25 protein-coding genes and 1 tRNA gene are annotated in these 24,817 nt (G+C 65.7%); 14 read left to right on the forward strand and 12 right to left on the reverse strand.

Going from position 1 to position 24,817, the window contains the following annotated elements; all coding sequences use genetic code 11:
• The first annotated feature begins 88 nt into the window (after positions 1-88).
• Positions 89-883 carry a ZIP family metal transporter gene (locus AC6I6S_RS04445; RefSeq protein WP_497948525.1) on the forward strand — a complete coding sequence of 265 codons (795 nt, stop codon included), beginning with the start codon at positions 89-91 and terminating at the stop codon, positions 881-883.
• A 168-nt stretch (positions 884-1,051) separates the two neighbouring features.
• Complete coding sequence (locus tag AC6I6S_RS04450; RefSeq protein WP_497948526.1) at positions 1,052-2,608, forward strand: sensor histidine kinase; 1,557 nt, start codon at positions 1,052-1,054, stop codon at positions 2,606-2,608.
• A gap of 36 nt (positions 2,609-2,644) precedes the next feature.
• On the opposite strand, the gene AC6I6S_RS04455 is transcribed toward AC6I6S_RS04450, so the two are convergent.
• The 5 genes from AC6I6S_RS04455 to AC6I6S_RS04475 all read right to left on the reverse strand — a co-directional run bounded on the left by AC6I6S_RS04455 (position 2,645) and on the right by AC6I6S_RS04475 (position 8,142).
• Positions 2,645-4,294 (reverse strand): tRNA uridine(34) 5-carboxymethylaminomethyl modification radical SAM/GNAT enzyme Elp3, encoded by a 1,650-nt coding sequence (locus AC6I6S_RS04455; protein WP_497948527.1) that lies wholly within the window; start codon positions 4,292-4,294, stop codon positions 2,645-2,647.
• A gap of 61 nt (positions 4,295-4,355) precedes the next feature.
• Entirely contained in the window at positions 4,356-4,820 is a 465-nt protein-coding gene (locus AC6I6S_RS04460) for an SHOCT domain-containing protein (RefSeq protein WP_497948528.1), read from the reverse strand.
• Between the two features lie 69 nt (positions 4,821-4,889).
• Entirely contained in the window at positions 4,890-6,989 is a 2,100-nt protein-coding gene (locus AC6I6S_RS04465; protein WP_497948529.1) for a DHH family phosphoesterase, read from the reverse strand.
• A gap of 125 nt (positions 6,990-7,114) precedes the next feature.
• The gene (locus tag AC6I6S_RS04470; RefSeq protein WP_497948530.1) at positions 7,115-7,378 is read right to left on the reverse strand and encodes a hypothetical protein; all 264 of its coding nucleotides are present in this window, start codon (positions 7,376-7,378) and stop codon (positions 7,115-7,117) included.
• Between the two features lie 317 nt (positions 7,379-7,695).
• The gene (locus tag AC6I6S_RS04475) at positions 7,696-8,142 is read right to left on the reverse strand and encodes a hypothetical protein (protein ID WP_497948531.1); all 447 of its coding nucleotides are present in this window, start codon (positions 8,140-8,142) and stop codon (positions 7,696-7,698) included.
• Between the two features lie 311 nt (positions 8,143-8,453).
• On the opposite strand from AC6I6S_RS04475, the gene AC6I6S_RS04480 reads away from it, so the two are divergent.
• The 5 genes from AC6I6S_RS04480 to AC6I6S_RS04500 all read left to right on the forward strand — a co-directional run bounded on the left by AC6I6S_RS04480 (position 8,454) and on the right by AC6I6S_RS04500 (position 12,388).
• On the forward strand, positions 8,454-9,182 hold the full coding sequence (locus tag AC6I6S_RS04480) for a metal-dependent hydrolase (protein WP_497948532.1): 729 nt from the start codon (positions 8,454-8,456) through the stop codon (positions 9,180-9,182).
• Between the two features lie 110 nt (positions 9,183-9,292).
• Positions 9,293-10,459 (forward strand): AI-2E family transporter, encoded by a 1,167-nt coding sequence (locus tag AC6I6S_RS04485; RefSeq protein ID WP_497948533.1) that lies wholly within the window; start codon positions 9,293-9,295, stop codon positions 10,457-10,459.
• Between the two features lie 54 nt (positions 10,460-10,513).
• Complete coding sequence (locus tag AC6I6S_RS04490; RefSeq protein ID WP_497948534.1) at positions 10,514-10,909, forward strand: hypothetical protein; 396 nt, start codon at positions 10,514-10,516, stop codon at positions 10,907-10,909.
• Between the two features lie 84 nt (positions 10,910-10,993).
• The gene (locus AC6I6S_RS04495) at positions 10,994-11,389 is read left to right on the forward strand and encodes an OsmC family protein (RefSeq protein WP_497948535.1); all 396 of its coding nucleotides are present in this window, start codon (positions 10,994-10,996) and stop codon (positions 11,387-11,389) included.
• 204 nt (positions 11,390-11,593) lie between these two features.
• Positions 11,594-12,388 carry an alpha/beta fold hydrolase gene (locus tag AC6I6S_RS04500; protein ID WP_497948536.1) on the forward strand — a complete coding sequence of 265 codons (795 nt, stop codon included), beginning with the start codon at positions 11,594-11,596 and terminating at the stop codon, positions 12,386-12,388.
• A gap of 156 nt (positions 12,389-12,544) precedes the next feature.
• Here the strand turns inward: AC6I6S_RS04500 and AC6I6S_RS04505 are convergent, their stop codons facing one another.
• Entirely contained in the window at positions 12,545-13,120 is a 576-nt protein-coding gene (locus tag AC6I6S_RS04505; protein WP_497948537.1) for an S-layer protein, read from the reverse strand.
• 195 nt (positions 13,121-13,315) lie between these two features.
• Here AC6I6S_RS04505 and AC6I6S_RS04510 point away from each other — a divergent pair, with 195 nt between their 5' ends.
• Entirely contained in the window at positions 13,316-13,765 is a 450-nt protein-coding gene (locus AC6I6S_RS04510) for a DUF5799 family protein (protein ID WP_497948538.1), read from the forward strand.
• 45 nt (positions 13,766-13,810) lie between these two features.
• On the opposite strand, the gene AC6I6S_RS04515 is transcribed toward AC6I6S_RS04510, so the two are convergent.
• Complete coding sequence (locus tag AC6I6S_RS04515; RefSeq protein ID WP_497948539.1) at positions 13,811-13,954, reverse strand: DUF7557 family protein; 144 nt, start codon at positions 13,952-13,954, stop codon at positions 13,811-13,813.
• Between the two features lie 79 nt (positions 13,955-14,033).
• Between AC6I6S_RS04515 and AC6I6S_RS04520 the strand changes: the two genes are divergently transcribed.
• Positions 14,034-14,324 (forward strand): DUF7545 family protein, encoded by a 291-nt coding sequence (locus tag AC6I6S_RS04520; RefSeq protein ID WP_497948540.1) that lies wholly within the window; start codon positions 14,034-14,036, stop codon positions 14,322-14,324.
• Between the two features lie 74 nt (positions 14,325-14,398).
• Here AC6I6S_RS04520 and AC6I6S_RS04525 read toward each other — a convergent pair whose 3' ends face one another.
• Positions 14,399-18,022 (reverse strand): DUF7282 domain-containing protein, encoded by a 3,624-nt coding sequence (locus tag AC6I6S_RS04525; protein WP_497948541.1) that lies wholly within the window; start codon positions 18,020-18,022, stop codon positions 14,399-14,401.
• A 397-nt stretch (positions 18,023-18,419) separates the two neighbouring features.
• Between AC6I6S_RS04525 and AC6I6S_RS04530 the strand changes: the two genes are divergently transcribed.
• Genes AC6I6S_RS04530 through AC6I6S_RS04540 form a run of 3 tightly spaced genes read left to right on the forward strand, consistent with a single transcriptional unit; the run spans position 18,420 to position 20,426 of the window.
• Entirely contained in the window at positions 18,420-19,007 is a 588-nt protein-coding gene (locus AC6I6S_RS04530) for a biotin transporter BioY (RefSeq protein WP_497948542.1), read from the forward strand.
• Position 19,008: 1 nt separating this feature from the next.
• Entirely contained in the window at positions 19,009-19,728 is a 720-nt protein-coding gene (locus AC6I6S_RS04535) for an energy-coupling factor ABC transporter ATP-binding protein (RefSeq protein ID WP_497948543.1), read from the forward strand.
• Positions 19,722-20,426, forward strand: coding sequence for an energy-coupling factor transporter transmembrane component T family protein (locus AC6I6S_RS04540; RefSeq protein ID WP_497948544.1), 705 nt, complete (start codon positions 19,722-19,724; stop codon positions 20,424-20,426). The genes AC6I6S_RS04535 and AC6I6S_RS04540 overlap by 7 nt, the downstream gene beginning before the upstream one ends.
• Before the next feature lie 75 nt (positions 20,427-20,501).
• Here AC6I6S_RS04540 and AC6I6S_RS04545 read toward each other — a convergent pair whose 3' ends face one another.
• The 3 genes from AC6I6S_RS04545 to AC6I6S_RS04555 form a co-directional block, all read right to left on the reverse strand.
• Complete coding sequence (locus AC6I6S_RS04545) at positions 20,502-20,879, reverse strand: DUF7344 domain-containing protein (protein ID WP_497948545.1); 378 nt, start codon at positions 20,877-20,879, stop codon at positions 20,502-20,504.
• A 310-nt stretch (positions 20,880-21,189) separates the two neighbouring features.
• Positions 21,190-21,263 (reverse strand) — tRNA-Thr (locus AC6I6S_RS04550).
• Between the two features lie 95 nt (positions 21,264-21,358).
• Entirely contained in the window at positions 21,359-22,360 is a 1,002-nt protein-coding gene (locus AC6I6S_RS04555) for a class I SAM-dependent methyltransferase (RefSeq protein ID WP_497948546.1), read from the reverse strand.
• Between the two features lie 179 nt (positions 22,361-22,539).
• Between AC6I6S_RS04555 and AC6I6S_RS04560 the strand changes: the two genes are divergently transcribed.
• Positions 22,540-22,968 (forward strand): ester cyclase, encoded by a 429-nt coding sequence (locus AC6I6S_RS04560; RefSeq protein ID WP_497948547.1) that lies wholly within the window; start codon positions 22,540-22,542, stop codon positions 22,966-22,968.
• A 17-nt stretch (positions 22,969-22,985) separates the two neighbouring features.
• On the opposite strand, the gene AC6I6S_RS04565 is transcribed toward AC6I6S_RS04560, so the two are convergent.
• Positions 22,986-23,777: a hypothetical protein gene (locus AC6I6S_RS04565; protein WP_497948548.1), complete on the reverse strand. Its 792-nt coding sequence runs from the start codon at positions 23,775-23,777 to the stop codon at positions 22,986-22,988.
• 139 nt (positions 23,778-23,916) lie between these two features.
• Between AC6I6S_RS04565 and dph5 the strand changes: the two genes are divergently transcribed.
• The gene (gene dph5 / locus AC6I6S_RS04570) at positions 23,917-24,750 is read left to right on the forward strand and encodes a diphthine synthase (RefSeq protein WP_497948549.1); all 834 of its coding nucleotides are present in this window, start codon (positions 23,917-23,919) and stop codon (positions 24,748-24,750) included.
• Positions 24,751-24,817 lie beyond the last annotated feature (67 nt).

Raw genomic sequence — 24,817 nt, forward strand, 5'->3', positions numbered from 1 at the left:
GGATGAAAAACGTATGCGCAGATGGAGTATCGACTCCCCGTTCACGCGGCCGATAGTTTTCCAGTGGTAGCCGTTGTCTGTACACGGCATGCCGTCACTCGCCGAGGTGCTCGTCGTTGCCACGGTGGCGGGCTGTGCCACGGGCCTCGGAGCCGTCCCGACGCTGTTTACCGAGCGCGTGAGCCACCGCGTCTACGACGGCGCGCTCGGCTTCGCCGGCGGGATCATGACCGGCGCGGCGGTGTTCGCGCTCGTCGTCCCCGGCCTCGAACTGGGCTCGCCCTGGGAGGTCGTCCTCGGGGTCCTCGTCGGCGGCGGCTTCCTGCTCGTCGCGAACGCCGTCCTGCCGCACCTTCACCTCCGGTTCGGACGGGATCGGCTCGAGGGAACCGCCGCGCTCGAGGTCGAACCCGGAAACGAGGACGCCGTCGACGACCGGCGACGCGCCCTCCTCGTCGGCAGCGCGGTGACGATTCACAACGTTCCCGAGGGGCTCGCCGTCGGTATCGCCTTCGCCAGCGGCGAGGCGGGGCTGGGGCTCGCGATCGCGACCGCGATCGCCGTCCAGAACGTCCCTGACGGGTTCGCGATGGCCGTTCCGGCGGTTCGAGCGGGCGTCTCGCGGCCGCGGACTCTGCTCTACACCACGCTGTCGGGCGGGGCCCCGGAGCCCCTCGCCGCCGCCGTCGGCTTCTCCCTCGTAGTCGTCGTCACCGGCCTCTTTCCGCTCGCCGCCGGGTTCGCCGCGGGCGCGATGATCGCCGTCGTCTTCCGCGAACTCGTCCCCTCGAGTCACGGTCACGGCTACGCCGACACCGCGACGGCGACGTTCGTCCTCGGGTTCGCCGTCATGCTCGTCGTCGACACCGTTCTCGCCGTCTGAACCGACTCGAGGCGGGAGTCTCGCGTCACCGGCACACCGGCGCGCGAACGCGGTCGCTCGGCGTCGGTGGCGGTCGTGATCATCGCCGTCGGCCGACTGTCGCTACGCGTGGCCGACTTGCGTTCCGGGTAGCGAACTGTTATGTAGCTCCGGCATACCGTACACGGTATGGATGGGGCTGGACCGATTTCCCCGCAGCGGACACTATCGACGGCACAAACGATACTCTACGTCGACGGGGATGCGGCCACTCGTGAGACGGCAAAACGCGAACTCGGTGACGGTGACGAGCGGACCACGATCGAGGCGGTAGCGACTGCCACGGAGGCGCTCGAGGTGCTCGAAGCGGAAACGATCGACTGCATCGTGACGGAACTCGACGTCGGTGTGGGGACCGGCGTCGACTTCCTGGACGATCTCGACGCCCAATACCCGGACGTTCCGGTGCTCGTGTTCACGAACGTCGGGAGCGAAACGCTCGCGAGCGAGGCGATATCGGCGGGGGTGAGCAACTACCTCCAGAAGGGTGCAACGCCCGCCGACTTCGACGTGCTGGCGACACAGATCGACGATGCGGTGGCCCGGCGACAGATCCAACGAGAGATGAGCCACGGCTTCCTCGCCATCGAGGCCGCGAACGAGGGCGTCTGCCTGCTGGATGCGAGCGAACAGCTCATCTACGTCAACGAAGCGTTCGCGACGATCTACGGCTACGACCAGGAGGAACTGGTCGGCACGGACTGGGAACGACTCGACCCGAACGGCGTGACAGAGCGGGTCGACGACGAGGTCCGGCCGATTCTCGAGTGCGAGGGTGACTGGTCGGGCGACGTCGAGGGACTTCGAAAGGACGGCTCGACGTTTACCGCCTCGATGACGCTCGCCCAGACCGACGACCACGGACTCGTCTGCGTGGTCCACGACATCACCGAGCGAAAGGAGCGGGAAGAACGCCTCCAGCGCCAGAAAGACCGCCTGGACGACTACGCGGGAACGGTCTCACACGATCTGCGGAACCCGATCGCGATCGCCCGGATGCACCTCGAGCTCGCCCAGGAGACCGGCGACGAGCGACACCTCGAGTCGGTCGCGGACGCGATCGAGCGGATGGAGGCGATAACCTCCGACATGCTCGATCTCGCCAGAAGCGAGGGTGGTGACGCGATCACGGAACCCGTTTCGCTCGCGGACGCCGCCGATACAGCCTGGGCGGACATCAAATCCGAAACCGCCACGCTTGATTGTGATGTCGACGGTGCGACCATCAGCGCCGACGAAACGCTGCTGGTCCAGCTTCTCTCGAATCTGTTTCGGAACGCTGTCGAACACGGTTCGACAAGCCCCGCTTCGAACACTCAGCGGGACGCTGTCGAACACGGTTCGACAAGCCCACCTTCGGCCGCTCAGGAGGACGCTGTCGAACACGGTTCCACGAGCCCACCCCTGAAAACACCGGGGGACGCCGGCGAGCACGCCGGAACTGGCGTCACCGTCACCGTCGAAACCATCGCTGGCGGGTTCGCCGTCGAGGACGACGGTCCTGGAATCCCGGAACCGGACCGGGCCGAGGTCTTCGCCTCGGGCGCCACTTCCTCGGATGGCTCAGGGCTCGGCCTTCATATCGTCGACTGGGTCGTCGACGCACACGGCTGGGAGGCGACAGCCACGAACGGTGACGACGGCGGTGCTCGGTTCGAACTCGAGGGCGTCGAGTTCGTCGACTGATCGACCGTTGCTTCCGAATACAAACGCCGCGAGGCGCTACAGAGACTTCGAGACGTACGGTCCGTCCTGGTGGTAACCGAGCTTGTTCCGATAGTATTCGCGAGCGCCGATGCCCGAGATGACACTTACCTTGTCGTAGCCCGCCTCGCTGGCGAGTTCCTCAGCCCGTTCCATTAGCCGGCGACCGTAGCCCCTGTGTTGGTGCTGGTCGGCCTGGCCGTCGGCACCCATGGAGACCTCCGAGCCGTAGACGTGAAGTTCGCGGACGAGCGCCGCGTTCTCGAGTTCCGGACGGACCGGCTCTCCGGGGAACCGAAGCCGACAGAATCCGACCAGGAGATCGCGGTCGAAGTCCTCGAACGAAACGAAGTGTTCCGTGCCGCCGCAGGCGTCGTACGTCATGACCTCGAGTTCGACGTTCTCCGGCTCCTCGTCGTTCATCCCGGCCTCCCGACAGCGGATACACTCACACGACCAGCCGTGTTCGGCCATCCGTTTCCGTGCGAGCTGGCGCAGGTTCGACTTCCAGACGCCCGCATCGATGAAGTCCGCGGGAATGTCGCGCTGGACCCGCTGGAGCCGGGTGTAGCGGGGCACCATCGACTTGATCTCGGCGACGAGTTCGGCCGCCTCGTCGTTCGTGAGGGGGTCGTACTCGCCCTTGTGCCACCAGTCGTACGTCGCCGTGCCGCGGACGATCAGCGTGGGGTAGATTTTGAGATAATCGGGTTTCCACTGCTCCTGCTCGAAGATGCGCCGGAAATCCTCGAGGCACATCTCTTTGCTCATCCCGGGCTGCCCCGGCATCATGTGGAAGCCGACCTTGAACGCCGAATCCCGGAGCCGTCGATTGGCGTCGATCGACTCCTTCGCGCCGTGGCCGCGGTGCATCTCCCGGTTGATCCGCTCGTAGGTCGTCTGGACGCCCACCTCGACTTTCGTCCCGCCGAGGTCGAGCATTCGGTCGATCTGTTCCGGATCACACCAGTCCGGCTTGGTCTCGAACGTCGTCCCGATGTTCCGAACCGAGTCCGTCTCGTTCTCGGCGATCACGTCCTCGAGGTACTTCCACTCGTACTCCTCGGGGTCCTCCGCGAAGCTCACGCCCTCTGCGGGCTCGGGCTCCTTCTCGACGTCGTAGTCGTTCATCGCCTCCAGGGCCCGCTTGACGAACCACTCCTGGTAGTCATGAGAGCGGGCGGTCATCGTCCCGCCCATCAGGATCAGTTCCACTTTGTCGACCGGGTGGCCGATCTCGCGCAGTTGCTCCAAGCGCAGCGTCACCTGTCCGTAGGGGTCGTAGTCGTTCTGGACCCCGCGAGCGGCCGCGGGCTCCTGGCCGGTGTAGCTCTGGGAGGACGAGAACTCGGAGTCTGGGCCGCCCGGACAGTACAGACACTTCCCGTGCGGGCAGCGCTCGGGCGAGGTCATGATCGCCACCGGCGACACCCCCGAGGCCGTGCGAACCGGCTTGCGCTGGAGGATCGGCTCCAGGTCCTCGCGGTACTCCTGGGGGGCGTAGTCGAGCAGTTCGGAGTTCTTCGGCACCTTCGGCGCGGAGTGCTCCGAACAGGCCTCGAGCTTCGCTTTCTCGACGTCCTCGCGGTCGACGTCGCCGTCGAGAATTCGCTCGACGAGCGTCTCACAGACCGCCTCGAACGCCTCCGACTCGGTGACACCGCTCATCGGCACATAGTCGCCGCGGGTCGCGGTTAAGCGTGTCGCTCTCCCGAATCAGCTCTCGTGATCAGGTTTCGTACTCGAGGTCCCGATCTCGATCGCGGTCCTCGGTTCGCTCCCCGTCGAGGCGACCCCGCTTCCACGCCGCCGCGTCCTCGACGGTCTCGACCTCGAGCAGCCGCTCGAGTTTGTGCTCGAACTGCTCGTCGGTGAGGTCTCCCGCGGCGTAGCGGTTCCTGAGGGTCTCGAGGGCGTCGCGGGTCTGCGGATCGTCGACCCCCTCGGATAGCTCTCCGTTACTGAGGTCGAGTCGCTCGCGCTCGTCCTCGTCCCACCACTCCTCGATGTCGGTTTCGTCACCGTACAGCAGTGCGACGAGCGGCACGACGACGATGTAGCCGACCAGCAAAACGGCGAGCCAGAGCGAGCCGCCGACGCCGGAGAGCAACAGCGCAAGCCAGAGACCGGTCACTCCCAGCGACGCAATCTCCGTCGCGTTGTTTCGTAGCCGAGTCGCCGGATCATCGCGCATAGTATGCACTCCTCAGCCGACGCTGAAAGAGATTACTTTCGAGAAACGAGAGCGAACCGTCCGTGTGGATCAGTCGGCCAGTTCCCCGAGCGCCTCGAGGGCAGCCTCGCGGACTACATCGCGTTCGCCCTGCAGGAACTCGACGTGGCCGTCACGGCCGCCGACGACGGCGACGCCGGCGTCGGGAACCGCCTCGGCGATCGCGTCGCCCAGTTCGCGGACGTCGATCCCGTCGGCACCGCGGACACGGAGTTCGTCCTCGTCGACGCCGAGGGTGAACACCGCGTCGCGACGACGGTGGAGTTCGTCGAGCAGCAGGTCCGTCGTCGGGAAGTCAAAGCGGTGAGTGAACGCCGCCGTGTCGAGGACGGTGACGGTCCCACCGTCGATCTCCCGGCTCTCGAGGTTCTCGGTCGCCGTTCCGAGTTCGGTTTCGAGCTTGTCGCGGAACTGTTCGGAGACGTGCGCCGCGAGATTGCCGTCTCGAGACGTCTCACCGTCGCCGAACAGCAGATCGGTGACGAGTTCGCGCTTGTCCTTGTAGGACTGGTAGTACGCCTCGAGAGCGACGGCCTCTCGGCGCTCGGAGATGCCGGTCTCGTCGTAGCCGGCCTCGGTCGCGAGGTCGGTGTACGCCTCGGGGGTGTCCTCCCAGTAGCTCACGGCAGGGAGGTGAACCAGGTCGTCTCGCACGTCGTCGTTGACGTGGGCGGCGATGTTCGCAGCCAGCGCACTCGAGGTGACGTCCGCGACGTCGGCACCGGCGAGCGACGGCGCGACGGCGACGGAAACCGCGTCGACGATCTCCTCGTCGGCTCGGCTGTCGTCGACGACCATCGACTGCGCGCCGTACAGCTCGAGCAGGTCGTAGCCGTCGACGGACTCGGCGGTCGAACCCGCGTCGACGAGGACGACCAGCGGGAGCGACTCACCGTGGCGGTCGCGTGCCTCGAGCATCGAGGTGACGTCGGCGGTCGCGGCGTCCATGTCGTAGACGCGACCGTCGAGGGGCCGGCGCTCGAAGTAGTGGTACTCGGCGTCGTCGCGCGTGTGTTTCTCCCGGATGAGCGGGAGTGCGGCGCGCTCGATGGCGGCGCCGGCGACGTAGCCGTCGGCCGTCGCGTTGTGACGGACGACGATCGGACGCGCCTCCATGACCGCCCGGCGGATCGCCGTCACGGCGTCGACGAGTTCGTCGCGGACGGCCGAGACGGCGTCGTGGTCGGCCAGCAGGTCGACGCTCGCGGGCGCGGCCTCCTGTTCGAGTGCGTCCTCGAGACGGCTGGAAACCGTCTCGCGCTCGTCGCCGTCGAGGATCTCGAGCGCCTCGGTTTCGATCTGGAGGTCGCCGTGGCGGCGCTCGACCTCGCCCTGGAGCGCGACGACGTCGTCGACGTCGACGTCGGGGTAGGCCCGGACGCCGGCCTCCTCGAAGGCCGCACAGTCGACGGTCGCGGTTTCGTCTCGAAGTTCGAAGATCGTCGGGCCACTCGTCTGGCGAACGCTCGTGATCTCGCCCTCGAGGTGGACGACGCTGCCGATCTGGTCGTCGATGGCGTCGACGGTCGTTCGGTTGAGGCCGCTGTCGGTCTCCTCGGCGAGCGTCTCGCCGGCCGGCTCCGTCTCGGTCGCGGCGGCGCTCGAGCCGCTGCCGTTCGGAACGGGGACATCGGCGGAGGACGCGGCCGTCTCGCCGCCCGAATCGCCGCTTGACTCGGCGTCTGACTCAGCGCTCGCAGTCGGCGTACCGACGTTTGCCTCGGCGGCGTTTCCGTCTTCGTCGTCGACCTCCTCGGGGAGGAATTCGCCATCGGGAGTGTCGATCAGCTTCCCGCGGAAGTCGCGTTCTTCCTGGCGGATCGACCAGCCCAGGTCGACGTTGCCGTTGTCTCTGACGTCCAGTACCTGTACGTAGACCGTCTCGCCCGACTCCCAGTCGAGGCTCTCGAGTCGACGGTCGAGTTCGCTTCGGTGCAGCAGTCCCGTGACGTGGTCGCCGATGTCGATGAAGACGCCGAAGTCGGCGTAGCCATCGACGGTCCCCCGGTAGTAGCGGTCGGGGGTCAGCTGCGAGGGGGAGTTGCCGTCGAATTCGAAGACGACGTCCTCCTGGTGACTCGCACAGACCAAGCCGTCAACGGGCTTGCCGCAGATGATGCAATTACCCATCTAATCGGTACAAGCAGGTTCGCCCTAAAACGGTTGTCGAAATACGGCGGCAATGGTCAGCGGAGACTCTGGCGCATCGATGGACCGGCGACCCCAATCGCTGCTTGCGATCTCGCGGAGACGCACTACTCGAAGACGGGCGAGTCGTCCTCGAGCGCCTCGATGTCGCGGGCGATCCGTCGAACGTCCTCGGGAAACAACGACACCTGGACCTCGTTCCCCTCGCCGTCCTCGAAGACGAGTTTGACCCGTTTGTCGCCGAACTCGCGGGCCTCGGCCGATTCGACGTCGAACAACTTCGCCGTCGCGGACTTGTTCGTCGGGCCGACGTTCTTGATCGATCCCTCCTTCAACTCGAGCATGAACTCCTCGAGGCTCAGTGTGAGCATACCATCGCTTCGGTCGCCGACTAAAAAACGGCACGTCATTGTCGTGCCCTGTCCCTGGGTCGCGTGACGCGCGACCGATACGACCGCGTGGTGTGTCTTCGCTGCGCGGCTCTCGAGCGTACTTACTAGCGGGTGATAAATGGTGGTGATCGTCCATACTCACGCCCAGGTGAGCGCCTTTATAGTCCATGCAGCGGGCTCGGAGGGAGTGCGCTCGAGTCGGCTCGAACGCGTTCTGAGTACGGTTAGTCGACGGCCGGACGACGCTTCGTGGTAGGTTCGCAGTGCTCCCAACCCAGACTCTCCGAGAACGCGGACTATTGGGTTTTGATGGTCGTCTCTTCGGTGAGCACGACGATTCCCTCGGGCACCGTATGGTACACTTTCGGCATGTATGCGTACCCGGCCGGGATCCCGTCTCTGTCCGCTCGATTTTTACTGTGGGTGAACAATCGCGTCCCTTCGACGGCAAGCGCACCGATCAGCGCTTCTCGAGAGACCAGTGCGTGAAGCGCAGGTGCGGCTCTGTCCGGGACTCCCTCGAGAACGATTTTGCGAGCGGGTGACGGAGAAACCGGCCGTACACTGACGGTGTCGGGCTCGGTGTCGGATCCGATGAGGAACGAGGAGAAGTCGATGTAGATCGCATCCGTCGTTGCGCCCCGGACGGGCCACTCGTCTGTCGGAAATGCGTAACATCCGATGGTCGTGTGGCCGTCGGAAACGGCAACAGGGTCACCGGATTCGAGATCCAACTCCGCCATTGTTTCCGGATGAATCAGGCATCTTTCTCTGACGGGGGAGACCCCCACTTTGGCCCGAAGTTCACGCTCGTTCCCCATGGTTGTTCACTGCCGATACTCGAGTTAGTACGGGGGGCGTAGTGAGTCTACCCTTATTCAAGCCAGACTCGCAGTGGAAAGCGACACGCGGGTTCCCGCTGTAGATCGTATTCTACGCGCACTGGAACGAAAAATCCGGGGACACACCATCAACCGCGACCCCTGTTCGGAACGAAGCGGATACCACCGACGCGGCCACTTTTAAGTCGGTCTCCGATGAACCCCCGCGTGGCATGCAACTCACCTGGCACGGCCACTCCACGTGGCACGTCACCGTCGGCGACACCGACCTGTTGATCGACCCCTACTTCGACAACCCGAAGACCGACCTCGAGCCCGCCGACGTCGAGACGCCCGACTACGTACTGCTCACGCACGGTCACGCGGATCACATCGCCCACGCCGGGGAGTTCTCGGAGGCGACGCTGGTCGCGACCCCCGAGTTGGTCTCGTACTGCGAGGAGGAGTTCGGCTTCGAGGACGCCGTCGGCGGCATGGGAATGAACCTCGGCGGTACGGTCGAGTGCGGCGACGCCTACGTGACGATGCACCGGGCTGACCACACGAACGGGATCATGACCGAGCACGACTCCTCGGCGGGGATGCCGGCAGGCTTCGTCGTCTCGGATACGAAGCCGACCCAGATCGAAGACGAAGAGTCGACGACATTCTACCACGCCGGCGACACGAGCCTCATGGTCGAAATGCGCGAGGTTATCGGGCCCTACCTCGAGCCCGACGCCGCCGCCCTGCCCATCGGCGATCACTTCACGATGGGGCCAGCCCAGGCCGCTATCGCCGTCGACTGGCTCGACGTCGACCACGCGTTCCCGATGCACTACGACACGTTCCCGCCGATCGAACAGGATACCGACGACTTCGCCCGCGAAGTTCGAGCGGCCGGCAGCGACGCCGAGGTTCACGTCCTCGAGGCGGGCGACCCCTTCGACCTCTCGACGTAGCGGTCGACCGCTATCGTTTCTCGGCGTCGCTCCCTCGGCCCGAGAACCCCTGGCGCACTCGCCGTCATCGGTCGGGAGAGTGAAATACCGATGACGAGTACCTCAATCCAATGGAGTACGATCGCGCGTTCGGTCGCAGGCTGCTCGTCGGATCGCTCGTTGCGGCGTTGTTCTTCCTCGTCGCCTACGTCGCCGTCTCGTTTCTCGCAGTGATCGTCTTCTCGGTCTTTCTCTACTACGCGGTCCGGCCGATCTACCGGGCGCTCGAGCGCTTCGGTTTCTCGAGACGCCCCAGGGCGATGCTGGCGCTCGTGTTGTTCGGCGTCCCGTTCATCGTGCTCGTCGCCTACACCCTCGTGATCATCGTCCTCGAGACGCAGGCGTTTCTCGAGGCCTACGGGCTACAGGACCAGTTCTTCGAGGGGGCGCTCGCCGAAATCGACGAGCGGGGGCTGGAACTCGAGGAGATCCAGGCGATGCTAACGGAGGCGGCGACGCAGGCCTCGCTCGGACTGGTGCTCGTAAGCCTCAGCGGGATACTCGGTCTGGTCGGCGGAGCGATCATCCAGGTGCTCGTTATGGTCGTGCTGACCTACTACATGCTGATCGACGGCCCGCGGTTCGTCTCCTGGCTGCTGTCGACGTACGACGACTCGGACGTGCTCGACACCTACGCCCGCGCCGTCGACCCGGAGCTCTCGATGACGCTCTTCGGCAACATCGTGAACGTGTTCGTGACGGCCGTCGTCGGCGTCATCACGTTCTACACGTACAATTTCTTCGCGCCGGCAGCCGTCCAGGTTCCGTTTCCGGCGCTGGTCGGCGCGCTCGCGGGCATCGGCAGCCTGATCCCGGTCGTCGGTATCAAGATCGTCTACATCCCGGTGGCGGTCCTGCTTGCTGTCAACGCGTGGCTCGCCGGGGACCTCTCGCTGCTGGTCCCGGTCGCGGTGTTTACGGCGGTAAGCGCCGTCGTCGTCGACTTCATCCCGGACTTCTTCATCCGGGCCCACATCAGCGGCGACCAGACCCATACCGGGATGTTGCTCGTCTCCTACATCGTCGGCCCCGCGGTCTTCGGCTTCTACGGGCTGTTTCTCGCGCCGATCCTCCTGATCCTCGTGATCAACGCGGTGTACATCCTGGTGCCGTACGCACTGACCGGCGACCCGCCCGATACCCGCCAGGCGACCCTGCCGGAGTACGCCGACTCGGGTCCGTCTCCCGAACCCACCCGGCCCGACGTTCTCGCGAGCGCCGACGAACCGGGTAACTGAAAGCGCGATTGTAGCCTGGAGAAGACACTTATCAGCTCGGAGAGACGAGAAGCCGTGCACCGACGCACCGCTCTGCTGGCTGTCGGCACCGTCCTCTCGGCGTCCCTCGGCGGGTGTCTCGAGGACGGGAGCCTCGCAGCCGGCGGCGAAACCGACTCGACTGACCGCCTCGTCGAGTGCGAGCGCCGCTACATACGGAACCGCGTGGTGACGCGGGACGACGAGGCGGTCGACGACCCGCTCGAGCCCGTCGTCGTCAGCACCGACTCTCGATCGTCGGGCGAGGTCGTCGAACTGCGAACCGAATTCGGCGTGACTCGAGCGGCCGACGACGCCCCGGATCCCCATCTGGATTACCGCGTGGAAGCGACGTATCTCGTTTCCGACGACGGGACCTACCGAACCGACGGACTCGAGGAGCCGCGTGACGGAACCGCGGTCGATTGTTGAGGCGATCTGTTACACGGACCGAGTCCGGACACACCGACCGGGAGAACAACGTTTACCCTCCCGGGCGCCCACGTCCCGAACGCAATGTCGAAGCAAGTCACCACCATCTCCGAGGAGGGATTCAGCGCGACGAACGAGATCCGCGACTTCGAGACGCAGATCGACGCCACCGGCGAGGACGCCCCCGACACCCTCGAGGCGCTGCTCGCGGCCTACGGCTCCTGTTACGTGCCCGCCCTGCGCGTCGGCGGCCAGCAGCGCGGCGTCGAGGAACTCGGAAAGATCGAGATCGCCTCCTCCGGCGAACTGAACGACGACGACAAACTCGAGTCGGTCCACTTCGACATCCGCGTCGAGGCCGACGTCGACGACGAGACCGGCCAGAAGATCATCGACCGCGGCTTCGAACTCTGTAAGGTCCACGACGCGCTCAAGGAGAGTCTCCACGCCGACACGAGCTTCGAGGGCGACGCCTTCTAGCGTCCAACCTGGATTTCGACCTGTACACATTCCGGATGCGTGCTGTTTTGCAGAGAGCGTGTCGAATACAGCGTGCACACCCCCCAGCGGGCCGTATCCGGACCGAATCGGCTACTTTAGTCACTAGAGCGAATAGCGATCTCTCCGTTCGAGTGTGGAGAATGTTAACATAGGATGCTGGCGTGCTCATAGAGTAGAGGACTGATGGAAACGATCACGTCAGCAGATGGAACTGAGATCGCCTTCGAACGGACTGGAAACGGGCCACCGCTCGTGCTCGTACACGGGAACGGCGACGTTCGAAGGTTCTGGGATCTGGCCGGAGCGCGTTCCGCTCTCGCGGACCACTGTACGGTCTACGCGATCGAGCGTCGTGGTCGCGGTGAGAGCGGTGATGCTACCGAGTACGGACTGGAACGGGAAGCCGAGGACGTGGTTGCGGTCGTCGGTTCGATCGACGAGCCGGTGACCGTGCTCGGCCATTCCGGAGGAGCACTCTATTCGCTGGAGGCAGCCCTGCGAACTGACAATCTGGGTAGGCTCATCCTGAACGAACCTCCCATTGCGGTCGGCAACCACGAACCCGGCGCCGAAGCGGGAATTGCCGAAATGAATCGGTTACTCGATGACGGTGATAACGAGCGGGTGCTCGTGTTCTTCCTCCGGGAGGTCGCCGGCCTCACGTCAGATGAACTCGACGCCGCTCGCTCCAGTCCGACCTGGCAAGAGATGGTTGACGCCGCACACACGATACCCCGTGAATTGCAAGCGATCGCCGAGTACGAGTTCGATGGGAGCCGGTTCGAAGAGATGAGGACCCCGACCCTGCTGATGACCGGCGGCGAGAGCCCTCCGTTCTACGGGGACGCGATAGAAGCAGTCAGCGATGCGCTCCCCGACAGTCAGACCGTTACCTTCGAGGGCCACCAACACGAACCGATGAACACCGCGCCAGACCGCTTCGTAGACGAGGTACTCACGTTCTGTAACCAGCGCTAAACCCACCCTCTGTATTCAGTACACGTGCTATCAATTTCCGCGTTTTTCAACGAAGCCGGCTCTCTGCTGGCTACAGATTCCAAACGCTTGGAGGAGACGCGTCCGTGACTGTTCGGACTCGGTCGACGTGCCACGAAAAATCTGCGGCGGAGCGAGTTATTCGTCGTCGTTCTCGTCGTCACCCTCACCGTTTTCAGTCTCTTCGCCGTCGTCACCCTCACCGTTTTCAGTCTCTTCGCCGTCGTCTCCTTCACCGTTTTCGGCTTCTTCGCCGTCGGGGGTCGCGCCCTCGAGTTCGAACGTCACTTCCTCGTCCTCGTCACCCATCGTGACGTCCTCTTCGACGGTGTCGAACTCGTCGGCTTCGCTCTCGACGGAAACCGTGTGATCGCCGTCCTCGAGGTCCTCGAACACGATCTGGCCGTCCTCGATGACGTCCGGGCCGCGGCTGTGGGTGACCGGCGAGTCGTGGATTTCGACGTTGACCACGACGTTCTCGGAAATCGGCTCACCGTCCTCGTTCTCGAGGGTGACCGTGAGCGTCGGCTCGTCGTCGCCGTTCGCTTCGGCGCCGTCTGCCCCGTCGTCTGCCTCGGTGTCGTCCGGCTCAGTCTCGTTCGTTTCGTTGTCGGTGTCGTCACCCTCGTCGCCGGCACAGCCCGCGATGGAGAGCGAGAGGGCGGCGGCTGCTGCGGTACCGAACTGGCGGCGTGTGGGTCGGAGGTTTCCCATACTGGGCCCTCGTCCGGAGAGACGTAAAACCGTTCTGAAGGCATGAGTTGACGCCTCTCGCGGCCAACGACACCATTTCACACGGTCGGATACGCGTCGGTTCGAGGTCGCGGCCGACAGCCGACGAACGCGGACGACGATCCCGGAGACGGCGTGAGGGAAACGCTGATACGACCGCCGGTCCAACCGGTGGTCATGACCGAGAACGCGTGGACCGATCGGATCGTCGGCGAGCGAATGACCGTCGACCAGGAGTTCTCGCGGCGCGTCGCGAACTCCCGATTTACGAGCCAGGAGTGGAGCCTGATCATGACCGCGACGGAGTTCGAGATCGAACATCCCGACGATCCCGATCGGGCCCGCATCGTCGCCAACACCGACAAAGTCGAGCAGATCCTTCCCGAACTCGAGAACGTCCGCTCGCAGGTCGGTGCAATGGGCGGAGCGACCCCGGACACCGGAAACTCCGGCGGCCTCGTCGACTCGATCAAGGGCGCACTCGGGATGGGTAGCGGGGGCGGAAGCCACGACGAAGAGCGAGAGGCAGCCGAGACGCTCACCCAGGAGTACGCCGACGAACTCCAGTCACACCTCGAGTCGAACGGGCGCTGGGAGTCGGTCTGTGCCGTCGCAGCCGGCGAGTGATCGGCGAGCGGGTCGTCGCGAGGCCGCACTCGAGCCCTCCGACGATCAGTCGCCCGCGTGATACAGCGTGTACTCGCTGGCCTCGTAGATGTTGATGAGTTCCATGATGAGTTCGTCGTTGGACTCGTCTTCGATACGCAGCGCATCGAGCCGTTCGATCGTCTCCTCCTCGAGTTCGATCGTTGGCATACGAATTGGTACGCTCGGAACGCGCATAAACCCCTCCCGAGCCACAGGGTCTTTAGGTGTGCTCCACGTCAGTGTGGCTATGACAGACGATGTCGAAACCACGACGTTCTCCATCGAATCCGACGACGGCGACGCAGACGAAGTCACGGTTCCAGCGGGGCTAGTCGACCTCGTCGCAGAGGGTGGCCAGTCGCCGAGCGAAACCATCGGCGACATCGTGATGCTCTCGCTGGCCAACCAGGCACACCACGTCGTCCACCACGGCGAGGGGACAGACGAGGCGCTCGAGACACAGGAGGCTCGCGCGATGGAACTGTTCGAGGAGCGCTTCGATACTACTTTCGGCGAGATGACCGGCCACCAGCACTAGCTCCGGAACTCCGTCGGCGCTGACCGCTGACTCCCGTTCGTCCGCCCGAGGCTCCGACCGGAGACCAGCGGCAGCTACGCGAACGCGGACGCTGGCTCCGCCGGGGCGATTTCGATCGCCACCGCAGCCTCGTCGTCGCTCGTCACGACCTCGTGGGTCGAGAGTCCGTCGAGTGCGGTGGCCGGAATCGGGACCGAAAACGAGAGTTCGATCGATTCGCCACCCTCGAGGCTCACCACTGACTCCCCGACTGGCTGGCCGTCGATGCGGTAAACCACCTGGTCCGTCGCCGCGAGGTCGCCCTCGTTGGTCACCGTCGCCGTAACTGTGATGGTCTCACCCGCCAGTGCCGTCTCCGGGGCCGAGAGGTCGCTCACGGCGAAGAACGCGGGCTCACCCTCGTCGGCTGGCTCGAGTTCGACGGTCGTCTCGTCGCTATCGGTGTCGCTCTCGACTAGCACGGTGTACTCGCCCGACTCGAGGTCGGTCGTTTCGACCGTGAACGTGACAAACACCGCCTCGTCGGGTTCGAGAGAGACGTCCGCCGAGTCGACCGTCTCTCCCTCGAGTGCGAGCGAAACGGCGTCAGTTGCCGACTCGGGGCCCTCGTTCGTGACAGCGATCGTCACCTCGAGCTCCTCGCCGACGGCCACCGGTGCGTTGGTCTCGACGACCTCGACGGCGAAACCGGCGTCGGGAACGACCGTGACGACGGCATCCGAAGCGATCAGCGCCCCCTCCCCGTCGACGTACGGTTCGTCGGTCTCGCCCTCGGTTTCGACGTAGCCGAACAGTCCGTCTGCATCGGTATCCTGGAACGCGACCGCAACGAGCGTCTGCTCGCCCGCCGACAGGGAGTCCTCGTCGAACTCGAGGCCAGGGACGTCGAACAGGTCGACGCTCAGGTTCTCGTACTCGCCCGGCTCGAGATAGTCGGAGACGCCGAGAACGCTCTCCCGGAGGGTTTCGTTCACCGTCTCGTCGAGTTCGACCGGCTCCTCGAACTCGTCGAGTTCCTCGAACAGTTGCTCGTCGTGGATCGTGACGAAACCGCCCTCGGGAAGGAACGCCTCCGCGACGACGACCGACTGGCCGTCGCTCTCCTGGGTTCCGAATACGAGCGCAGCCTCGAGTTCGTACTCGATCGTCTCGCTGGCGAGCACGGCGTCCGCATCCGCCGGGAGGTCCGCCTCGTCGGTCGCGACGACCGCGACCTCGAGGGTGGCGCCTGACTCGAGCGGGGGCTCGAGTTCGAGGACGACGTCTTCGATCGTCTCTCCGGCGTCGACGGAGTCGGTCTCCGCGAGCAGTTCGTCCGTTTCGTCGATCACCACCAGCGCGTACTCGACGGACGCGGTGGCCGAGTCGACCAGCAGCGTCTCGCCGTCGCCAACCTGATCGGCGACGGTGAGGGTCGCCTCGAGCGGGATCTCGGGCTCCGGCGGCTCTTCCTCCGCTTCGGGGGGCTCCGCGGGCGGGGCCTCATCCTCGTCTTCAGGTGGCCCTTCCTCATCTTCGGGCGGCACCTCGTCGTCTTCAGGCGGCGCCTCCTCGTCCTCGGGCGGCACCTCCTCGTCTTCCGGCACCGCTTCTTCCTCGTCGGGCGTCGGCTCCGCCGGCTCTTCGATCGGCGGTTCCTCTGCCTCCTCCGGTGGTTCTTCGACCACATCGGCGGGCGGCTCCTCGACCGTTACCTCGGTCTCCAGCGCGATGAGTGCGCGATCGGCGACGAACGCGCCGTTCTCGTCGAGATACGGCTCGTCCTCGAGCCCCTCGCTCTCGAGGTAGTCGAACGTTTCGTCACCGGTCGTCTCGAGGTGGGCGACAGCGAGCACTGACTGGCTCTCCGTCAGGGGTTCTTCGAGTTCGATCTCCACGTTCTCGTGGGTGCCGGCCTCGAGGTAGTCGGAGACGCCGCGGACGCTCTCGACGGGGTCGTCAGCGAACGTTTCGTCGTGGATCGCCACGTACCCGCCATCGGAGAGTTCGATCCGGTCGACGACGACCGATTCGCCGTCGCTCTCCTGGTCGCGTAGCGCCACCGCGGCCGTCTCCCCGCGTTCCTCGACCGTTTCGAACGCCTCGGCGGCGTCGGTCTCGGCGACCTCGGCGATCTCGATCTCCGTCTCGAGGTCGGCGTCGGCCGCCTGAGTGACGGTTTCGGCGGCGGTGTCGGCCGTGATCGCCTGCAGTTGCGTCACGGACACCCGCTGGAACTGGCTCTGGCGTGCCGCCGCCTCGCAGGCGCCCTTCGCCGCCGCCTGGACCTGCTCGACCGTTGCGACCTGCGCCTGCGAGAGCGCGCCGCTCGAGGCGCCTTCGGCGAGCACCTGCACCTGTACGACGTTCACGATCTGGATCTGGGTGACTGCACCCGCGCCCGCGCCGCGGGCGGCAGCCTGAATCTGTTCGACGTCGACGATCTGGTGCTGGACCGCCGACTCGACCGCCCCCTTCGCGGCACCGGTTGCGGCCCGCTGGACCTGCACCACCGACACCTCCTGGTGCTGGACCAGCGTGCCGCCCGCGGCACCCCAGGCGGCGGCCTGGATCTGCTCGACCGTGGCCTGTTGGCTCTGGACGATGGCGCCCTTCGCGGCGCCGAACGCGGTCTCCTGGATCTGCGTGATGGTGATCTTCTGGACCTGCTCGACGTGGATCAGCTGCACCTGGAGCAGCGAGCCCGCCGCCGCCCCGAAGGCGGCAGACTGCGTCTGCTCGATCGTCACCTGCTGTTTCTGAACGAGCGCACCCTTCGCCGCCCCCATCGCGGCCGTCTGTACCTGCTTGATCGTCACCCGCTGGTACTGCTCGATCTCGACGCGCTGCTCCTGTTCGAGCAGGAGTTGGCTCCCCTCGAGCGCTCCCGCGGCCGCCCCCGCCGCAGCGTACTGGGCGTGCTCGAGGGTTACCGTCTGGCGCTGCTCGACGGTGAGTTTCTGGTACTGTTCGAGAACGCCGTAGGCCGATCCCTGGGCGGCCTCCTGGATCTTGCCGATCTCGTCGACGTCCTTCTCCGCAGCGTGGTGAGCCGCACCGGCGGCCGCGCCGCTGGTCGCGACCTGGATCTGTTCGACGGTAACTGCCTGCTGTTGCGTCAGACCCTGGGCGACCGCCCCGTGAGTCGCCCCCCAGGTCGCGCTCTGCAGTTGGGTCGCGTTCGCCCGCTGGTGCTGGGCTAGCGCGCCGTCGGTCGCCCCGCCGACGGCGACCTGCAGCTGCTCGATGTCGACCTGTTGGCTCTGGACGAGCGCACCGTGAACCGCCCCGGTCGTCGCCGCCTGCACCTGTTCGACCTCGGCCGCCTGGTGCTGGGCGACGGATTCGCTCGCGCCCTCGAGGGCCGCTGCGCGCTGTTCCTGGCTCACCTCGACGCCCTGGGCCTGGACGAGCTCGATCCCCTCCTCGACGCCGCGTTCGACGGCCGCTTCGTACTCCTGGGTGAGTGCGGCGGTCGGCTCGAGCGTCGGGGGCGGCACCGAAATCAGGTCGACCGCCTCCGGCGGTGCTGCTTCGGGGTGGACCGCGACACCGCCCTCAGCGGCCGCGGCACCCGCCTGACCCTCCGCTGCTCCGGTGTCGGCCTCGGCGGTAGCCCGCTCGAGCGGTGCAAAACCGCCCCCTAACAGGGGCAGAACCACCAGCCCCGAAACCACTCCCGCGGCGACGAGGACCGCGAGGACGCCCGCGCGCTTCATGGCCGCCCTCTCCGTTTCACAGCTGCCTGTCCTCCGCGTTTCACCGCCGTCCGCGGCTGCCCTCGGGTGTTCGATTCTCGGCCCTCGATCCCCCCGCCTCTCGCCGTGACCGGCCTCCCACCGGTGTACAATGTGCTCATTCCACCCACGCTCGAGGGAGGCGCAGATCCAGTGTATAACGTCGCCGGTCGTTTCAGCAGACCTGGAGACAACAACAGGTGATTACGCGGTGTGGCCCCGTCAGAACGGGTGATCGGTGAACAGACAGGTAGTCTTCGGTTGTCGCGGAATCGGCCGTCCCGTTTGCGATCGGGTCCGCGTAACGCAGCGCCTCATGTGAACGGAGCGCCACGTCGTAAACCAGAGGTTTAATCTAGGTTTACGAGGGAGCCACGGTATGGCAACCGAACACGATTCCGTCGATCTCGTCGGCGCGGACGTGGTGTTCCCGTTCGTGCTGTCGGCGCTGCTTGCCGCGCTGATCGGCGCGAGCGCCTACGTCTCGATTCCGATCCCGCTCTCGCCCGTTCCAGTCACGCTCCAGGTACTGTTCGTCTTCCTGGCGGGACTCGTCCTCGGCCCGTACTGGGGGGCGTTCTCGATGATTCTCTATCTGCTCGCCGGACTGCTCGGCGCGCCGGTGTTCGCCCAGGGAACCGCCGGGCTGGGGGTGCTCGTTGGAGAAACCGGCGGCTACCTCTGGTCGTACCCCCTCGCCGCGTTCCTGATCGGCGTCGTCGTTCACGGCACGGGCGGTCGGGGGAACCCAGCCGAGACGCCGCTACCGATCCTCGTCGGCGCGCTGCTCGCCGCGCTCGCGCTCATCTACACGCTCGGCGTTGGCTGGCTCGCCTGGGTGCTCGCACTCGAGCCCACCGAGGCGATTCTCATCGGGGCCGCCTACTACATCCCGCTGGACCTGCTGAAACTCGTCGTCGCCGTCGTGATCGTTCGCAGCGCCGCGCTGGCGGACGCCTGGTCGTAGGATGATCGAGTTCCGCGACGTCTCCTACGCCTTCGGCGACGTTCCCGTCCTCGAGAACCTCTCGCTGTCGATCGACGACGGCGAGTTCGTCCTCCTCGCGGGCGCGAACGGGAGCGGGAAGACGACCCTGCTGCGCCACTGCAACGGCCTGCTCGAGCCCGACTCGGGCACGGTGCTCGTCGACGGGGTCCCGGTGAGCGAGAACCTCGTCGCCGCCAGAACCCGCGTCGGGATGGTGTTCCAGCACCCGCGCGACCAGTTCGTGACCGCGACCGTCGGCGCGGACGTCGCATTCGGCCCCGAGAACCTCGGGCTCAGCCGCGAGGAGATCGACCGTCGCGTCGAGGCGGCGCTGGCCGCTGTTAACATGACCGGTCGGGGCGACGAGCGGATCGACTCGCTCTCGGGGGGCGAGCAGTCCCGCGTCGCCATCGCCGGCGCGCTCGCGATGGAGCCGACTCACCTCGTGCTGGACGAGCCGTTCACCGGACTCGACCAGCCGGCCCGCGACGCCGTTCTCTCGCGACTCGAGTCGCTCTCGAGGCGAGAAACGGGGATCGTCGTCGCGACCCACGACCTGCGCGACGTCTGGGAACTCGCCGACCGCGTCGTCGCGATGCAGGGAGGGGCGATCGCGATCGACGACCGACCGGCGGCCGCACTCGAGGCGCTCGAGTCGCACAGCATTCGCGTTCCCCGCCGATACCGCGACGAATGCTGAGCTACGAGTCCGACGACACGTTCGCCCACCGGCTCGACCCGCGGTCGAAGCTCGCGTTCCAGGCGACGTTCGCGCTCACCGCGCTGGCACACACCGGACCACGCGCGCTCGCGGCGCTGACCGTCCTGACCTGGCTCGTCCTGACCGCCGCGGGCGTCTCGCTCCGGCGTGCGGTGTACGCCTACCGCTTCGCGGTTCCCGTTCTGCTCGCCGCCCCTCTCGTTTCGGCGCTCACGCTCGGCCCGCCGTGGTTCGATTTCGAGCAGGCGGTCGAACCCGCGCGGGCGAGCTATCGCGTCCTCCTCGTCCTGCTCGTGAGCGCCGCCTACGTGCGGTCGACGCCGGTTCGCGACTCCCGTGCGGCGATCCAGCGAACGGTTCCGGGGAAGCCGGGACAGTTACTCGGGATCGGCGTCGCGCTCGTCTTTCGCTTTCTCCCCGTCCTCCGGGCCGATCTGCGAACGATCCGCGAGGCCGTGGCGACCCGCCTCGGTGATCAACGCGGTCCCGTCGACCGCGCGGGCCGCCTCGGGACGCTCGGACTCGCTCGCGTGTTCACTCGAGCCGACCGCCTCTCCCGTGCGTTACAGGCGCGGTGTTTCTCGTGGAACCCGACACTTCCTCGACTGTCGTTTTCCCGCGACGACGTCCCGGTTCTCGTCGGAGCGATACTGCTGGTCGGCTCCGCGTTGCTGTGAGAGATCGACCCGGGGCGTCGACTACCGCCGCCGGGGAGCCAAGCGACTTCGCGAGCGGTCTCAACGGCCTCGACGCTACTCCTCGAGCGACGCCGAGACGGACGCGTAGAGCGCCTCGAACTGCTCGTCCGGGTGGTATCGAACGAGACTCCGCTCCCGGTCGTGCGTGACGATGTCGTTCGCCGCCAGTCGCGGAAGATGCGTGTGATGGACCGCGATGAACAGTTCCTCGTAACTGGGGACCGAATCGTCCTCGCGTTCGCACTCTGCGATCACGAACTCGAGGAGTTCCTCGGTCGGAACCGAGGAATCCGGCCGCTCGAACAGGTACTCGAGGAGCTTCCGGCGGTGTGAGTCCGTAAGCAACTCGAGATCGCCGTCCGCCGACCGTCTCGAGTCGAGCCCCACCACATTACTTGCAGACTCCAAATTACCAGAAGGATCGTCAGACATTACGATCGTACAACAACATGTAGGCATAAAAGATATTTGCTTGTATGGAGGAATGTGAATGGTAATCGTAATAGAGTTGTCACGTAGGCACCAGTAAGTCCGCCTACACGGATTTGAACACCGGAACGTGGATCGCGTCGCTCCCTCGTTCCGGTGTTAAAAACCCTCTACGGCCGCTCTTCTGCCTCACCTTGCTCGTCAGAAAGAGCCGGTGGAGGGGATTATGAGCCACGGTCGCAGCGAAGCTGCTCCCTGATTCAATTCCTCCACGGCTCGCTTTGCTCCTCACGGTTGTTCGTCACAAAAGGTAAGCCGGTGGAGGGATTTGAACCCTCGACCTAATCCTTACGAAGGATTCGCTCTGCCAGTCTGAGCTACACCGGCGCACCGTCGCTGGCTCGCACTTCTACGTAGGTCCGAACCGAGCCATAAGGGTTGCGAATCGTCCTGCACGTGGCACTGACAGTCGTGGTGCCCAGTTACCCCGCGCGCTCGAGTCGCACGTCCAGACAGACGTTCAGTTCGTGAGGAGCGTACGAACGCACGATTCGGCGGGTTTCGACGGACACCTCGTACTCGGGCTCTGCAGCGGCACGGATCGCCCGCTCGCCCCCTCCGAAGGGGTCGTCCTCGTGCTGGATGTCGTAGTAGTGGATCACACAGGTTTCCCCGGCGAGTCGGACGGCAGTCTCGAGGAACTCGTCGGCGCTGTGTGGGAGGTTCATCACCAGCCGGTCGGCCCAATCCGTATACTCCCCGTCTACCTCCCGCACGTCGCCACTGATCGCCGTCACCCGGTCCTTGACGCCGTTTCGCCGGGCGTTCTCCCGGAGATACTCTACCGCCCGTTCGTTGACGTCGACGCCGACGCACTCAGCGCCACGTTTCGCGAAGGGGATCACGAACGGGCCGACGCCGGCGAACATGTCGAGCGCCCGTTCGCCGGCCGCTACCTGCTCTGTCACCCGGTGGCGCTCGGTCGCCAGCCGCGGCGAGAAGTACACCTCCGCGAGATCGAGTGCGAACTCGCAGCCGTACTCGCGGTGGACGGTTTCGGTCGGCCGGCCGTCGTCGGAGCCGTCGACGAGCACCGCCCAGTCGCGCACCCGCGTCTCGCCCTTGATCTTCGAGCGCTTGTTGAGCACCGTCTCGAGCGGGAGATCCGAGTCGGCGATCGCCCGTGCAATCTCCGCAGCCCGGTCCGCGTCGTCCTCGTCGAGCAGCGCCACGTCCCCGAGGCGTTCGTACGAGGGCTCGAACCCGAGCAGGTCGGCGGGTGTCGTCTGCGTCTCGCGTTCCGGTGGGTCGTAGTCGACGACCTCGAGCCCCGCCGGCACCGCTTCCGGTCGAGCGACGGGAACGTAGAGCCACCCGTCGGAAACGGTGATCTCGAACTCCTCGGCGATGAGATCCGCGTCGGCGAGCTCGCGGCGAGTCGCCTCGCCCTCGGAGGGCCGTACGCGGACACACGGCACGTCCATACCGGCACTCGCGCGCGGCGAGCCGTAACGCTGACGCTTTTCTGGCGCTCGCGGTCCGACGCGGCCCGTCCCACGAGTGCATCGCGAACTGATCGATTCTGCTGAGAGAACCGCTTTCTCCGTAGCCGGCGTCAGTACTCTCACGAGAGCACACGAGAGAACCCGCCTCTCGCCGACTCATGAGTACCGAAGACAACACGCCGAAAATGCTCGCGCGCCGGATGCAAGAAGACGTCTGGAACGAGGGCGACGTCGACGCTATCGACGACCTCCTGGCCGAGGACTTCGTCCAGCACTCGCCCTGGACCCCCTCCGAACTACGCGGTCGCGAGGCGTTCAGGCGACAGGTCGAGGACTTTCACGCCGCGTTTCCCGACTTACACGGTACGGTCGACGACGTGATCGCAGAGGGGAACACGGTCGCGAACCGCTTTACGATGCGCGCGACCCACCAGGGTGAGTTCATGGGCGCCGAGCCGACCGGGAACGAGGTCGAACTCGTCGGCACCATCTTCGCCCGCGTGGAGGACGGCAGGATCGCCGAGCGGTGGGTCGTCGACGACGTGCTCGGCTTCCTCGAGCAACTCGACAAAGTCGAAGAGCGGTAGACCCCGGTCGTTCGCGACTATCGGTCTTCCTCGGCCACCTTCCGCCAGCGGTAGCCGTAGACGGGCGAGAACACCACCGCGTCCGAATGGCGAACCGTCGAGGGGAGCGTCGATACCCGCGTCGAGGCGCTGTCCGGCAGCGGCCCCGGCGGTTTCAGCGAGACGGCCGTCGGGTTTCGCGAGTTCCCGCCGGTGAAGCGCCCCTGATTTTCGTCGTACACCCGTTCGAACGCAGCGTGGCCCTGTATGGCAGCCTTCCGCCCGACCGTAACCGCCTTCACCGCCTGCTGCTGGAGCGCCGCCTCCGTTGCCTCGGTTTCGAGTTCAGAAACGACGTTCTCGAGCTCCGCCGCGGTTTCGGACTCACCGAGTGTACCGCCCGTCGAGTCGTCGCCGACGACGCCTTCGAGCGGGCCGCCCTCCCCCACGACGTCTTCGAGTTCCTTGTCGAACGCCTGCTTCGCCTCCCAGAACTCGACGAGGTCGACGGACCCCCACAGCTCTTTCAGTTTGATCACCTTGCGGAGCTTTTTGAGATCGAGGGCGAGATCCGGATCGTGTTCGCGGATCGCTGCCGGAATCTCGTCGACCTCGACCAGGTCGGGAAGCTCCTCGAGGTCGATGGCGTCCGGAAGTTCGTCCGCGTCGATCGTCCGGAGAACGTTCTCGATCGCTTCCACGACCTCCCAGAGCTCCCGGACAGTCTCCGACACCGTTCCCTCGGCTTCGCCGCGTTCGATCGACTCACCGATCCGATCGAGGACGGCCTCGATCTGCGTCGTCACGTCGCGGAGTTTGGTTGTGCTCATACTGGGGACCTCGTCGAGAGAAACGCTCTCGAGCGGTAAAGTTGTTGTTTGAGTAATATATTCTGGCAGTCAGTTCGGTCGACCGGTCCGCGAGCACCGACTCGAAAGGTTATAGCGAGCGCTCTCACTACGGACGGCCATGCTCACCTTCATCGGTCTCGGTCTCTACGACGAGCGTTCGATCACCGTCGAGGGGCAAGCGGCGCTCCGGGCCGCCGACCGGGTGTACGCCGAGTTCTACACCAGCGAACTGATCGGCACGACCGTCGAGGCGCTCGAGTCCCACCACGGCGTCGACATCGAGGTCAGCGACCGAGCGGGCGTCGAACAACAGCCCGGGGAGATTCTCGAGGCCGCCGCGAGCGAGGACGTCGCCTTCCTCACCGCCGGCGACACCATGATCTCGACGACGCACGTCGATCTCCGATTGCGCGCCCACGAGCGGGGGATCGAGACGCGGGTGATCCACGGCGTGACCGCCCAGACGGCCACGAGTTCGCTCACCGGCCTCCAGAACTACCGCTTCGGGAAAGCGACCACGCTCCCGTTTCCCTACGCCCACGGCGCCGACGGGCTGCCAGCGAGCGTCACCGACACGATCGACGGTAACCGCTCGGAGGGACTCCACACGGTCGTCTACCTCGACATCAAAGTCGACAACGAGGCGGCGATCCGTCGGGCGGAGTCGGCCGGCGGCGAACGCGACGGTGACGGGGCCGACCAGACGTACATGACGGCCGACGTCGGCGCGTCCCTCCTCGCCGAGGCGTACCCCGATCTCGTCGGCGTCGTCGTCGCCCGCGCGGGCAGCCCCGACCCCGTCGTCGAGGCCGCGACGATGACCGAACTCGCCGACCGCGAGTTCGGCGATCCGCTCCACCTGCTCGTCGTTCCGGGCGAGTGTCACCTCCTCGAGGCCGACGCCCTCTGTGAACTCGCCGGGGCAGATCGGGATGCGCTCGACGTCGTCTGAGATCAGGGTTCGAGCGGTCGCTTGCGGCCGGGTGTGGTTTGCGAGTCGAGTGCCAGCCGTCGGGACG

It is taken from the genome of Natrononativus sp. DTA114 (assembly GCF_059736515.1).

Coding starts and splice junctions, on each gene's coding strand:
- AC6I6S_RS04470 (WP_497948530.1), bottom strand. CDS start 7,378: ATGCTCACACTGAGCCTCGAGGAGTTCATGCTCGAGTTGAAGGAGGGA.
- AC6I6S_RS04475 (WP_497948531.1), bottom strand. CDS start 8,142: ATGGCGGAGTTGGATCTCGAATCCGGTGACCCTGTTGCCGTTTCCGAC.
- AC6I6S_RS04460 (WP_497948528.1), bottom strand. CDS start 4,820: ATGCGCGATGATCCGGCGACTCGGCTACGAAACAACGCGACGGAGATT.
- AC6I6S_RS04565 (WP_497948548.1), bottom strand. CDS start 23,777: ATGAGCACAACCAAACTCCGCGACGTGACGACGCAGATCGAGGCCGTC.
- AC6I6S_RS04535 (WP_497948543.1), top strand. CDS start 19,009: ATGATCGAGTTCCGCGACGTCTCCTACGCCTTCGGCGACGTTCCCGTC.
- AC6I6S_RS04500 (WP_497948536.1), top strand. CDS start 11,594: ATGGAAACGATCACGTCAGCAGATGGAACTGAGATCGCCTTCGAACGG.
- AC6I6S_RS04455 (WP_497948527.1), bottom strand. CDS start 4,294: ATGAGCGGTGTCACCGAGTCGGAGGCGTTCGAGGCGGTCTGTGAGACG.
- AC6I6S_RS04450 (WP_497948526.1), top strand. CDS start 1,052: ATGGATGGGGCTGGACCGATTTCCCCGCAGCGGACACTATCGACGGCA.
- dph5 (WP_497948549.1), top strand. CDS start 23,917: ATGCTCACCTTCATCGGTCTCGGTCTCTACGACGAGCGTTCGATCACC.
- AC6I6S_RS04555 (WP_497948546.1), bottom strand. CDS start 22,360: ATGGACGTGCCGTGTGTCCGCGTACGGCCCTCCGAGGGCGAGGCGACT.
- AC6I6S_RS04520 (WP_497948540.1), top strand. CDS start 14,034: ATGACAGACGATGTCGAAACCACGACGTTCTCCATCGAATCCGACGAC.
- AC6I6S_RS04510 (WP_497948538.1), top strand. CDS start 13,316: ATGACCGAGAACGCGTGGACCGATCGGATCGTCGGCGAGCGAATGACC.
- AC6I6S_RS04445 (WP_497948525.1), top strand. CDS start 89: ATGCCGTCACTCGCCGAGGTGCTCGTCGTTGCCACGGTGGCGGGCTGT.
- AC6I6S_RS04485 (WP_497948533.1), top strand. CDS start 9,293: ATGGAGTACGATCGCGCGTTCGGTCGCAGGCTGCTCGTCGGATCGCTC.
- AC6I6S_RS04495 (WP_497948535.1), top strand. CDS start 10,994: ATGTCGAAGCAAGTCACCACCATCTCCGAGGAGGGATTCAGCGCGACG.
- AC6I6S_RS04505 (WP_497948537.1), bottom strand. CDS start 13,120: ATGGGAAACCTCCGACCCACACGCCGCCAGTTCGGTACCGCAGCAGCC.
- AC6I6S_RS04545 (WP_497948545.1), bottom strand. CDS start 20,879: ATGTCTGACGATCCTTCTGGTAATTTGGAGTCTGCAAGTAATGTGGTG.
- AC6I6S_RS04525 (WP_497948541.1), bottom strand. CDS start 18,022: ATGAAGCGCGCGGGCGTCCTCGCGGTCCTCGTCGCCGCGGGAGTGGTT.
- AC6I6S_RS04515 (WP_497948539.1), bottom strand. CDS start 13,954: ATGCCAACGATCGAACTCGAGGAGGAGACGATCGAACGGCTCGATGCG.
- AC6I6S_RS04530 (WP_497948542.1), top strand. CDS start 18,420: ATGGCAACCGAACACGATTCCGTCGATCTCGTCGGCGCGGACGTGGTG.
- AC6I6S_RS04480 (WP_497948532.1), top strand. CDS start 8,454: ATGCAACTCACCTGGCACGGCCACTCCACGTGGCACGTCACCGTCGGC.
- AC6I6S_RS04540 (WP_497948544.1), top strand. CDS start 19,722: ATGCTGAGCTACGAGTCCGACGACACGTTCGCCCACCGGCTCGACCCG.
- AC6I6S_RS04560 (WP_497948547.1), top strand. CDS start 22,540: ATGAGTACCGAAGACAACACGCCGAAAATGCTCGCGCGCCGGATGCAA.
- AC6I6S_RS04465 (WP_497948529.1), bottom strand. CDS start 6,989: ATGGGTAATTGCATCATCTGCGGCAAGCCCGTTGACGGCTTGGTCTGT.